Here is a 12,029-nt window from a genome sequence, read left to right on the forward strand (position 1 = left end):
TGAGAATGCTTCCGGGCGGCGGAGACAAGGGAAATATGCCAGAGACCGGCTCAACGGGGAGCTTGCGGAGCAAATCCGCATACAGCGCAGGCAGGCACCTGAAAGCATCGCTTTCATTGGCTGCAAGCCCTCTCAAACGGGTTGTTCTCAAGGCTTCAGTTTCCTTTGCCGCACTTGTTGCGGCTGTTCCGGCATTTGCACAAGGCGCTGAAAATTCGGCACGTATCGAATTGCCTTTCGGTGGCAGCGTTGGTGCTTTTGAAGTCATCCAGTTTTCGATGTTTTTGGGCGCCATGGGCGCAGCCCTGCTCTCGGCTGGCTGGCTTATCCGCGACCGCTCAAAAATTGCGCATCAGAACAATGATTTGCGCTCGCGCCTCTCGGATATGAATCTGACCGCGCAGCGCAATGAAGCGTTGCTTAATCTCAAAGATCAGCGTGCAGTTGTCTGGGATGCCCATGGCGCGCGTGCCGATGTGGTCGGGCAACTGCCGTTTGATAGCGGCGCGCCACAGGATCGCTCGCATTTCCTCGCTTTTGGTCGCTGGCTGCGTCCGCAATCGGTTGCCGAGCTTGAACGCGCGGTTTCTGCGCTGCGTGAGCAGGCCCATGCTTTCGATCTGACGGTCGAAACCAGCAATGGCACCCTGCTCGACGTCTATGGCCGCACTTCGGGTAGCTTTGCTATCGTGCGTTTCCTTGGTCTTCAGGGCGTGCAGGCCGAGCGTGCAGCGCTTCAGGCACAGAACCGCGAGCTATCAGAAAAACTGGCTTTGTTGCGTCATCTGCTCGACCGTCTTGAACAGCCGGTCTGGGTGCGTGGCACCGATGGACGCATGGAATGGGTCAATGCCGCCTATGCGCGGGCTGTGGATGCTGTAGACGGCACACAGGCAACGTCCGAGCGTCGCGAGCTTTTTGGCGCGCAGGCCCGTCAACGTCTGGAACGTGATCGGTTTGCAGAGCCTGATCTATATGAAAAACTGCCTGCCGTCGTGCGTGGCGACCGCCGCATTTTTGATGTGACGGATGTGAGTGCGGAGGCAGGTTCTGCCGGTCTGGGCTTTGATCTCAGCGAAGTCGAGCAGATCCGCGAAGAATTAAGTCGCACATTGAAGAGCCATGCCGAGACGCTCGATCAGCTTTCAACCGCTGTGGCGATCTTCGATCCAGATATGAAGCTGCAATTCTTCAATCAGGCTTTCGTTTCGCTCTGGTCGCTCGATACGGCCTGGCTTGAGACACATCCGAGCAATACGCTGCTGTTTGATCGTCTGCGTTCGGAAGGCAAGCTGCCGGAACAGCCGGAATGGCGCAAATGGAAGGATTCCATGCTTGCGGCCTACCGCGCTGTCGAGCCGGAAGAACATATGTGGCATCTGCCGGATACCCGTATCCTGCGCGTGGTTGCCAATCCGCATCCGCAAGGCGGCGTGACGTGGTTCTTTGAGAACATGACCGAGAAGTTCGAGCTTGAAGGCCGTTACAACACGCTGATCAAGGTACAGGGCGAAACGCTCGACCATCTTGGAGAAGCCGTCGCCGTGTTCGGCTCCGATGGCCGTTTGCGCCTTTCCAATCCGTCTTTTGCCGACCTCTGGTCGCTGCCTGCAGCCATCACCGTTGAAGGCACGCATATCTCAACCATTTCCAAGCTCTGCGGCCAGCGTGGCGGCGATGGCATCTGGGACGATTTCGTTTCCTCTGTCACCGGCTTCCTGGATGAGCGCAACGGGCGCATGGGGCAGGTTGAACTTGATGACGGTGTGATCCTTTCCTATGCGGTGGTGCCACTGCCGAAAGGTCAGACGATGCTCACTTTCATCGATGTCACCGATACGGTGCGCGTTGAACGGGCGCTCAAGGAAAAGAACGAAGCGCTTTCGCTTGCCGATCAGATCAAGAACGACTTCGTGCAGCATGTGTCTTACGAGCTGCGTTCGCCGCTGACAAACATCATCGGCTTTACCGAGCTGCTACAGACACCGGCCTTTGGCTCGCTCAATGAGCGCCAGCTGGAATATCTGGATCATATCGGCACATCGTCTGCCGTGCTTTTGACCATCGTCAACGATATTCTCGATCTGGCAACGGTCGATGCAGGCATCATGCAGCTCGATATCGATGATGTCGCTGTCATGGATGAAATTTCGGCTGCGGCAAAGCGTGTGAGCGAGCGTCTGCAGGAGCATGACATCGCTCTCAATGTCGATATTGCCGATGATGTGGAAACCTTCAGAGCCGACGCCAATCGCGTGCGTCAGGTGCTGTTCAATCTCCTGTCCAACGCCTCCAATTATGCACCGGAAGGTTCCACTGTTTCGCTGCAGGTTGTCCGCGAAGGCACGGATATTCTGTTTGCCGTGCATGATGACGGTCCGGGGATGCCGGGCGATGTGCTTGATACTGTGTTCAAGCGTTTCCAGGCCTATCAGAACGGCGGTCGCAGACGCGGCGTGGGGCTTGGCCTTTCCATCGTGAAAAGCTTTGTCGAACTGCATGGCGGTCGCGTGGAAATCGAAACCGGCGCAGATATCGGAACCACCGTTATTTGTCGCTTCCCGGCGGAAGCGCGCAGCTTCCGTGTTGCCGCCGAATAAGGTAAACGGGGCTTTATGAGCACCCCAATCAGTAGCCCGATAACCCGTCTTGAATTGTTCCTGCCCGATGAGGCTGCGACCAAACGCTTTGGCGAGGATTTCGCCTTGGCGCTGGTCAAAGGCGATCTCGTTACTTTATCGGGCGATCTTGGCGCCGGTAAATCCTCGCTCGCACGCGCCGTCATTCGCGCGATTGCCGATGATGAGGGGCTTGAGGTGCCAAGCCCGACATTCACGCTGGTGCAGAGCTATGAGGCGCTGCGCTTGCCCGTCGCTCACGCTGATCTTTACCGGATTTCGCATGGCGAAGAGCTGGATGAGCTGGGACTTGTCGAGTTTCTCGAAGATGGTGTTGTGCTGTCCGAATGGCCGGAACAGGCGGAAGGTTTTCTGCCAGAGCCGAGCTTTGCCGTCACATTAACCCACGAAGGGGCAGGGCGGCGCATCGCAATTAGCGGGTCGGAAGCCGCGATTTCGCGTCTTGAGCGCACGCTGAAAATCCGCACTTTCCTGGAAAACAACGACCGGGCAGGGGCCACGCGCCGCTATTTGCAGGGCGATGCTTCACCGCGCAAATATGAGATTATCGACAGTGCGCACGGCGTTGAAATTCTGATGAATGCGCCCGCGATGCCCTACGATCCGCCATTGCGCAACGGCAAGTCCTATCGCCAGCTTGCGCATATTGCAGAGAATATTCAGGCTTTCGTGGCCATTGATGATCTGCTTGCGAAAAATGGCCTGCGCGTGCCGCAAATGCGCGCTATTGATATTGATGCAGGACTGCTGATCCTCGAAAATCTCGGGCTTGAGGGCATCAGGGCTCCATCGGGTGAGCCGGTGGCTGAACGCTATGAAGCGGCTGGACGGTTTCTTGCGCATCTTCATGGGGTTCAGTGGCCCGACCATGCGCCTGTTGCAGGCTATCCAGATCACATCATTGCACCTTTTGATCGTGATGCGATGATCATGGAAGTGAGCCTTGTCGGGCAATGGTATGCGCCACGCATGATGGGCCGCAAGCTGACTGATGCAGAAGCGCAGGCTTATGAAGCGGCATGGGACAAAGTTCTCGACGCTATTGCGGATTGCGAGAAAAGCCTGCTGCTGCGTGATTATCATTCGCCAAATCTGTTCTGGTTTGAGGATGCGCAAGGCGCAAACAAGATTGGCACGATCGACTTTCAGGACGCGATGATCGGCCCTGCTGCCTATGATGTCGCGTCGCTGGCGCTTGATGCTCGCGTGACGATTACGCCGGAGCTCGAAAAGGCAGTGGTGGATGCCTATCGCGATGAACGCCGCAAGCTTGGCCATGTGTTTGACGAAGCGGCTTTCCGCATGGCTTATGCCGCCATGGGTGCGCAGCGCAACGCCAAGCTGCTGGGTCTGTTCGTGCGGCTTGATGAACGTGATGGCAAGCCGCATTATCTCGCGCATCTGCCCCGCATTCACGACTATCTTAGCCGCGTCCTAAAGCATCCGGTCATGGCGCCGGTCGCCCGCTGGTTTGATGATCTCGCATTGCTGGAGAAACAATGACACGTCCTGATACAGCGATCATGCTTGCAGCAGGTCTTGGCAAGCGTATGCGCCCGATTACCGTAACCATGCCCAAGCCGCTGGTTAAGGTTTCCGGCAAGCCGCTGATCGATTGGGGCTTGGATGCGCTGGCGGGTGCAGGCGTTGAGAATACAATCGTCAATGTTCATTATTTAGCCGACCAACTGATCGACTATCTTGGCAGTCGCTCAAAGCCGAAAATCACGATCTCCGACGAGCGTGATCTGCTGCTCGATTCTGCAGGTGGTATCGTGAATGTGCTGCCACAGCTTGGGGGTAAGCCGTTCTACGTACTCAATGCTGATACATTCTGGGTTGGTGATGAGGCGCAGCCGAATATTTCGGCGCTGGCGCATGTCTGGGACGATGCCCGGATGGATATTCTTCTCATGACGGCGAGGCTCGATCAGGCAACAGGTTTTGAAGGTAAGGGCGATTTCGTTGCGGATGAAGAAGGCCGCTTGCGCCGTCTGCGTGATGTCGCGGGAGACCCGGTCATCTATGCCGGGGCAGCAGTCATTCATCCGCGTATTTTTGCCAAAGCCGAGCCGGGTGTTTCATCGCTCAATCGCTATTTTGATGAAGCCATTGTAGCCGGACGTCTTTATGGTATGCCCATGACCGGGCATTGGCTTACGGTGGGAACACCGGAAGCAATCGGCGAGGCGGAGGCTGTGCTTTCCGCAATTGCGTAAGGAGAGCATGGCGGAATGACCATTACGAGGCCGAAGCTTTTTTCCATTCCATCCGGCACAGCTTTTCTACCAGCCTTTGCCAAGGCACTTCTGGAAGGCCGCCTGATTGAAGGCTTTCCGGGTAATGCCTCTGACCCACTGGCATTAGCGAACGCGACCATCTATGTGCCGACGCGCCGTGCAGCGCGTGCGCTTCGTTCCATCCTGGTAGATATGAATCCGGCTAAATCTGCGATCCTTCCGACCATTCGCCCGCTGGGCGATGTGGATGAGGATGCGGCTTTTTTCAACGCAGCCACAAGCGGCGTATTCGATCTTAATCCGCCAATTGGCAAGGCTGAACGGCTGTTGCTGCTGGCGCGGCTCATTCGCCCATGGCGAGAATCGCTGCCTGCGCATGTGCGGGCGCTGTTTGGCGTCGATGATGTTTCGGTTCCCGCAACAACCTCTGACGCGATTTGGCTTGCGCGTGATCTGGCTGGCCTGATGGATCAGGTCGAAACCGACAATGCCAAATGGAGTGAGCTTGCCAGCATTGCGCCCGATGATCTTGCCGACTGGTGGCAGGTCACGCTCGGCTTTCTCGATATTGTCACGAAACTCTGGCCGGAAATTCTGGAAGAGCGCAAGCTGTCCAATCCGGCAGCGCACCGCAATGAACTGATCTGGGGTGAGGTGCGGCGACTGCGTGATCATCCGCCGCAAGGGCCTGTGATTGCGGCTGGTTCCACAGGCTCTATTCCCGCGACTGCCGAGCTCGTTTCAGTCATTGCCCGACTGCCGCAAGGTGCTGTGGTTCTGCCGGGACTTGATCGTGATCTTGATGAAGGCGCTTGGAACCTGCTGGGGGCTTCGGATGATAATCCATCCACCTTCGGCCACCCGCAATATGGTCTCCACAAGCTGTTGCAGGCTATTGGGGTATTACGCAAAGATGTCGAACATATCGAAGATATGCCGGTTAACAAACGTGTGCTGGAGCGTGTGGTCAGCGAAGCGCTGCGCCCGGCAGAAACCACGGATGCATGGAGCCTGCTCAACCGCGATGCGGATATGCAGCCCCACAGATTGCTGCAATCGGCTCAAAAGATCGATCTGATTGAAACCGCCAATGAGCGTGAGGAAGCGCTGGCAGTGGCCCTGGCGCTTCGCGATGCGATCAGCGATGAAAACAAGACCGCAGCATTGGTTACTGCCGATAGAAATCTCGCGCGCCGCGTGGTGGGCGAACTCGCCCGCTTTGGCATCGACGCCGATGATTCCGGCGGTCGCCATTTGCGCGATATCGAAACCGCGACGTTGATGCGTCTCATGGTCGAAACCGTGTTCAACCCCGGCGATCCTGTGGCCCTTTTAGCGCTGGTCAAGCACCCGATGCTACGGCTTGGTGGCAAGCGCATTGACCGGCGACTGGCTGCGGAAACACTTGAACTGGTGGCGTTCCGGGGCGGTACGGGCAGGGCATCGATCATCGATCTTCCTGCCTTTTTCGATCGCCGCATGGAAGAAAGCGCCAGCCAGTCATGGCAACCGGCATGGCACGCGACTGTTACGCCTGACATGATCGAAGCGGCGCGCGCGCTTTGCGTGAGCTTGTCGGAAGCTGTTGCGCCGCTGGCACCTTTTGCCACCTTTAACCGGCGAACGGATATTGGTGAGATTACACGGGCAACTGTGGAAGCGCTGGAGAATCTGGCGCGTGATGAAAGCGAAAGCGTCACGCGTTATTATTCCGGCGAGCATGGCGAGAAGCTGGCTTCATTTCTGCGTCAGCTTGTGGCGAGCGAAGCGGGTCTGGATTTCGAGGCTATTGAATGGCCCGCAATTCTTGAAGCTCTGATGTCGGGCGAAACCGTCAAGCCGCATCCGGGTGGCCATCCGCGCGTTTTCATCTGGGGTGCGCTGGAAGCGCGTTTGCAGACCATGGATACGTTGGTGATCGGTGGTCTCAACGAAGGCACATGGCCCGCTAAGACGCGCAACGACCCGTTCATGTCGCGTCCTATGAAGGCGATGATCGCGCTTGATCCACCTGAGCGCCGTACCGGCCTTGCAGCACATGATTTTCAAATGGCGCTTGGCATGGATCATGTCGTGCTTTCGCGTTCGCAGCGTTCTGATAATGCGCCGACGATTCCGTCGCGCTGGTTGCAGCGGCTTGAAACGGTTCTGGGTTCAGATGTGACCAAGGATATGCGCTCGCGTGGGCAACGTTTTATTCATTGGGCGCGTGAAATCGATCAGGCGCCTGATGTGCCTTTTGTCAAACGCCCGGAACCGACACCACCTGTAAGCGCGCGGCCCAAGCATTTTTCAGTCACGGAAATTGAAACGCTGCGTCGCGATCCTTATGCGATTTTCGCTCGAAAAATTCTGAAGTTGCGTCCGCTGGAGCCGCTGGTCCGCGATCCGGCAGCCGCAGAACGTGGAACGCTTTTTCACGACATTCTTGGACATTTCACAGAAGAGGGCATCGATCCGCTGGCGCCAGATGCGAGCGCGCAACTTGAAGAATTTGGCCGGCATTTCTTTGGCGAAATGGATCTGCCCATTGAGATCGAAGCAGTCTGGTGGCCGCGTTTTACCGCACTTATTCCGCAATTCCTCGAATGGGAGCGGGAGCGTGCTTATAATGTTCAGACCCGCTTTGCCGAAATTTCGTCGGATAAGCGCGAGGTTGAAAGTCTTGGCATCACCCTGTCGGGCCGCGCCGATCGTATCGATCTGATGCGCGACGGAACTGCGGAAGTGATCGACTATAAGACCGGCTCCACGCCATCGCCAAGACAGGCGCATGTCCTCTTGTCGCCACAGCTGGCGCTTGAAGCTGCTCTTCTCGTGCGCGGTGCGTTCCGCGAACTGGGTTCTGTTCGAGCGTCTGATCTGACCTATGTGCGATTACGGGCAGGCGGAGAGGTGAAGCCGGAATCGATTTTGAAGATCGGTCGGCCACCATCTGAAAAGACCGCGCCCGCCCTTGGCGAAGAGGCTTGGCAACGATTGACGCAGCTGCTTGCTGAATATCAGAATCCGGCTAAGGGTTATCTTTCCCGCGCGCTTCCTTTTCGTGAGACAGATTTGACTGGCGATTATGATCATCTGGCTCGTGTGCTGGAATGGTCCGCTGGTGGTGATGCTGGCGGGGAGGGCGGCGAATGAAAAAACAACGTGTCATTCCAAAGGAAACAATCGACGCGCAGGCCAGTGCCGCCAATCCGCTGGCCTCTGTCTGGGTGTCGGCGAATGCCGGTTCGGGTAAGACTCACGTTCTGACCGAGCGCGTTATCCGGCTGCTGCTCGAAGGCACTGATCCGTCAAAAATCCTTTGTCTCACCTATACCAAGGCGGCGGCAGCCGTCATGCAGAACCGCGTCTTTGCGCGATTGTCCGAATGGGCAATGTTGCCGGATGAGGATCTGGCTGACAGGCTTATCAAGCTCGAAGGCAGGCGCCCGGGAGCGACACGGCTTGCGGTGGCACGCAGGCTTTTTGCGCGCGCGCTTGAAACGCCGGGCGGGTTGAAAATCCAGACCATCCACGCATTTTGCGAAGCCATCCTGCATCAGTTCCCGCTTGAGGCGAATATTGCAGGCCACTTCGAGATGATGGACGATCTTATGCAGGTCGCCCTTGTCGGCGAAGCGCGACGCACCCTGCTTGAGACTGCACATGGCGGCGGCGATCCGGAACTGGCAAACGCCTTTGCCGATGTCATGCAGGCAGCGGGCGAGATGGGTTTGCAGGCACTGCTTGATGAGGCTGTTGGTCGCCGCAACGGCTTGCAGCAATACATTACGGCGCTTGGTAATGCGGATGAGCGCAGCGAGACTTTGCATAGGCATTTCCGTTTCCGGCCAGACACGCGCGAATCCGATTTGCTGGATGATATGTGGCCGGTGCCGGAATTTTCCGACGATGCACTCGATCTCATTTTGTCGATCCAGAAGGGTGCGGCACGCGCACATGATTTTGCGTTACAGCTCAAGCAATATGACAAGGTTAAAAGCAGCTTCGACAAGGAATCCGTTCTGCGCGCTTCCTTCCTTAAAGCGACCGGCGAAGCAAAATCCGGTTCCTATGTCGGCTCGGCTGCGGTCAAAAAGCTGCTGCCGGATTTCGAGGAAGATTTTAACGCCGCAGCAATGCGTGTTGAAATTGGTCTCGACAAGATCAAGGAGCTACGGCTTATCCGGCTAAATCTGGCCGGGCTCACACTCATTGATAATCTCCTGCAGCGCTATCATGATTTGAAGCGCAAGCGCGGTCTGCTCGACTTTGAAGACCTGATTACCCGCACAGTGGCGCTTCTGGCGCGTGATGGGGCAGGGCAATGGGTGCAGTATAAGCTTGATCGCGGCATTGATCATATTCTTGTCGATGAAGCACAGGATACCAGCCCCGATCAGTGGCAGGTTATCCGTATGTTGTCGGAAGAGTTTTTCTCAGGCCTCGGTCAGCGTAATGTGCAGCGCACGCTGTTTGCCGTTGGCGATGAAAAACAGTCGATCTACTCGTTTCAGGGTGCAGTGCCGGAAGACTTTGCTGCACAGGGCAGGGCGGTTAGCCTCAGAGCACAGGATGCAGAGCTTAAATTCGAGCGCGTAAGCCTCAACTTCTCGTTCCGGTCGGCCCCTGATGTTTTGCAAGCCGTGGACGAGGTTTTTGCACGTCCCGAGGCTAATCGCGGCTTGTCAGGTGCCACTGTTCACTCCGCCATTCGTGATAATGAGCCGGGCGAGGTGGAAATCTGGGATATGCTGACGCCGGAAGAGGTGGAGGAGCCCGACGACTGGCGCGTGCCGGTCGATCATTTGCAAGCTCCAGCTATCAAACTCGCCGAACAGATTGCAGCAACCATTCGCTACTGGCTTGATCGTGGCGAAACCATTCCGGGCCAGAACCGCAAACTTGCGCCGAAAGATATTATGGTGCTGGTTCGTAAGCGCGATCAGTTCATGCCAGCGCTTTCGCGCGCACTCAAAGAGCGCCATGTGCCGGTGGCTGGTGCCGACCGGCTCAAGCTTACAAGCCACATCGCCATTCAGGATCTGATGGCGCTGGGGCGTTTCGTGTTGCAGCCGTCAGATGATTTGTCATTGGCCTCTCTCCTCAAAAGCCCGCTGTTTGGCTGGGATGATGACAGGCTGTTTGCGCTCGCCAATCCGCGCAAGAGCGGCGAAACGCTGTTTGAGCGCCTTTATCATGCATCCCTTGAAGACCCGGCACTGATCGGCGATCATAAGACGCTGAGCCGTTGGCGCAATATGGCCGACACCATGCCGATCTTCGAGTTCTATGCGCGGATTCTCAGCGCAGATGGCGCAAGGCGTAAGCTTCTGGCGCGGCTTGGACCGGAAGCAGGCGATATTATCGACGAATTCCAGAACTACGCGCTTTCGGCTGAACGCGCTGGTCTGCCGGGTATGCAGGCTTTTCTGGAAACGCTTGATGCGGCCTCACCGCAGATCAAGCGCGAACTTGATCAGGGCCGCAACGAAGTGCGTATCATGACGGTTCATGCCGCCAAGGGGCTTGAAGGTGCTGTGGTGTTTCTGGTTGATCCAGGCAATGCCGTCTGGAGCGGAACACGCGCGCCCAAGCTGATCCCGTTTGATCTCAGCAATGACGGGCCACAGGTGAAAGGCTATCTCTGGCAGCCCAATGCTGGCTATCAGACCGGCTTTTTGGCGTCACAGATTGAAGGCTTGAAGGCTCGTGCGGAAGAAGAATATCGCCGCCTGCTCTATGTAGGCATGACGCGTGCTGAAGATAAGCTGATTGTCTGTGGCTATCGTGGTTCGCGTGAAAGCGGCGAGACATGGCACAGGCTGGTTGAAGATGCTTTGACCACAAAGGCCGAAACCTTTGTACATCCGGTATCGGGTGTTGCCGCCCGACGCTACCGCAACACGCCGCGCGGTCTCACTGAGATTGCAGAGCCTGAAGTGGCGAAAGCAGCAGAGCTGCCACCACTGCCGCTCGACTATCGCAAGCCCATAAAGCCGGAACCGGGTCTGCCGCGTCCGTTGGCGCCATCAGGTGCATCAGCATTGATTGAAGCGGAAGAAGAACCACCGCTTGATACGCTGTCGCCGGTTCTGGGACAGGGAGGCGAGACGTCTGCATTTGCTCTTCGTCGCGGTACGGCGATCCATATGCTGCTGCAATATCTGCCAGAAGTGGCCACGAATGAGCGCGAGAAGCTTGCACAGGATTATCTGGAACGCATTGCTGCCGACTGGCCGGAAGCTGAACGCGCGAAAGCCTGGGCGAGTGTTGCAACAATTCTGGCCGATCCAAAGTTTGCGCCGGTTTTTGCCCGCGGATCCCGTGGTGAGGTGGCGGTCATGGGTACGATCAATCTCGGCGGAAAAGACCATGCCGTCTCGGGCCAGATCGACCGCATCAGCGTTGATGAAAACCGTGTGCTGATTGTGGATTATAAAACCAATCGACCTCCACCAAAGACCCTTGAAGCCGTGCCTTTTGCCTATCGGGCGCAGCTCGCGCTTTATCGGGAATTGCTTGCGCCTCTTTATCCGGGAAGGGTTGTTGAGGTGGCTTTGCTCTTCACGGAAGGCCCGTATTTGCTGCCATTGCCGGAAAACGTGCTCAATGAAGCATTGAAGGCTCTCAGTGACTCTCAAGGAAAGGTGAGCAACCAGAGCTTGACGAATGCGGGCTGACACGCCACATGATATGGTCAAATGAGCAGTTTCTCGATGAGTCTTATGCTCTCAAACAGATATGAGGATAGCCCTATGGCAACCGTAAAGGTCGATAACAGCAATTTTCAGTCGGACGTTCTTCAGTCGAGCGAGCCTGTGGTCGTTGATTTCTGGGCTGAATGGTGTGGTCCTTGCAAGATGATCGCTCCGGCTCTTGACGAAATCGCCGCTGAAATGGCTGGACAGGTCAAGATCGCCAAGGTCAATATCGACGAAAACCCAGAACTCGCAGCACAGTTCGGCGTGCGTTCGATCCCGACGCTGCTGATGTTCAAGGACGGCGAACTTGCCGCCAACATGGTTGGCGCTGCTCCAAAGAGCCGCCTTGCTGACTGGATCAAGGCTTCTGCTGCTTAATCAGCTGAACTTATAAAATAAGAAAAACCCGGCCTTTGAGCCGGGTTTTTTGTTGCGCTCATGCAGCATCAAAAGCGCGTGCATTC

The 12,029-nt window shown here is 56.6% G+C and carries 6 protein-coding genes; all 6 read left to right on the plus strand.

The annotated features are described in order from the left end of the window. Window positions 1–35: 35 nt before the first annotated feature. The 6 genes from CEV34_RS06835 to trxA all read left to right on the plus strand — a co-directional run bounded on the left by CEV34_RS06835 (window position 36) and on the right by trxA (window position 11,943). On the plus strand, window positions 36–2,600 hold the full coding sequence (locus tag CEV34_RS06835; protein WP_007872535.1) for a sensor histidine kinase: 2,565 nt from the start codon (window positions 36–38) through the stop codon (window positions 2,598–2,600). Window positions 2,601–2,615: 15 nt separating this feature from the next. Continuing rightward, on the plus strand, window positions 2,616–4,142 hold the full coding sequence (tsaE, locus tag CEV34_RS06840; RefSeq protein ID WP_007872538.1) for a tRNA (adenosine(37)-N6)-threonylcarbamoyltransferase complex ATPase subunit type 1 TsaE: 1,527 nt from the start codon (window positions 2,616–2,618) through the stop codon (window positions 4,140–4,142). Beyond that, window positions 4,139–4,858 carry a nucleotidyltransferase family protein gene (locus CEV34_RS06845; protein WP_007872540.1) on the plus strand — a complete coding sequence of 240 codons (720 nt, stop codon included), beginning with the start codon at window positions 4,139–4,141 and terminating at the stop codon, window positions 4,856–4,858. The genes tsaE and CEV34_RS06845 overlap by 4 nt, the downstream gene beginning before the upstream one ends. A gap of 15 nt (window positions 4,859–4,873) precedes the next feature. Beyond that, window positions 4,874–8,017 (plus strand): double-strand break repair protein AddB, encoded by a 3,144-nt coding sequence (gene addB, locus CEV34_RS06850; RefSeq protein ID WP_007872542.1) that lies wholly within the window; start codon window positions 4,874–4,876, stop codon window positions 8,015–8,017. After that, window positions 8,014–11,544: a double-strand break repair helicase AddA gene (gene addA / locus CEV34_RS06855; protein ID WP_007872544.1), complete on the plus strand. Its 3,531-nt coding sequence runs from the start codon at window positions 8,014–8,016 to the stop codon at window positions 11,542–11,544. Before addB ends, addA begins: the two co-directional genes overlap by 4 nt. A gap of 75 nt (window positions 11,545–11,619) precedes the next feature. Next, window positions 11,620–11,943, plus strand: a complete 324-nt coding sequence (gene trxA / locus CEV34_RS06860; RefSeq protein WP_007872546.1) for a thioredoxin — start codon at window positions 11,620–11,622, stop codon at window positions 11,941–11,943. Window positions 11,944–12,029 lie beyond the last annotated feature (86 nt).

The organism is Brucella pseudogrignonensis (genome assembly GCF_002252525.1).
Classification (GTDB): Bacteria; Pseudomonadota; Alphaproteobacteria; order Rhizobiales; family Rhizobiaceae; genus Brucella; species Brucella pseudogrignonensis.

Bases quoted from the DNA above. Each gene is read 5' to 3' on its own strand.
- CEV34_RS06835 (WP_007872535.1), top strand. From the start codon at position 36: ATGCCAGAGACCGGCTCAACGGGGAGCTTGCGGAGCAAATCCGCATAC.
- tsaE (WP_007872538.1), top strand. From the start codon at position 2,616: ATGAGCACCCCAATCAGTAGCCCGATAACCCGTCTTGAATTGTTCCTG.
- CEV34_RS06845 (WP_007872540.1), top strand. From the start codon at position 4,139: ATGACACGTCCTGATACAGCGATCATGCTTGCAGCAGGTCTTGGCAAG.
- addB (WP_007872542.1), top strand. From the start codon at position 4,874: ATGACCATTACGAGGCCGAAGCTTTTTTCCATTCCATCCGGCACAGCT.
- addA (WP_007872544.1), top strand. From the start codon at position 8,014: ATGAAAAAACAACGTGTCATTCCAAAGGAAACAATCGACGCGCAGGCC.
- trxA (WP_007872546.1), top strand. From the start codon at position 11,620: ATGGCAACCGTAAAGGTCGATAACAGCAATTTTCAGTCGGACGTTCTT.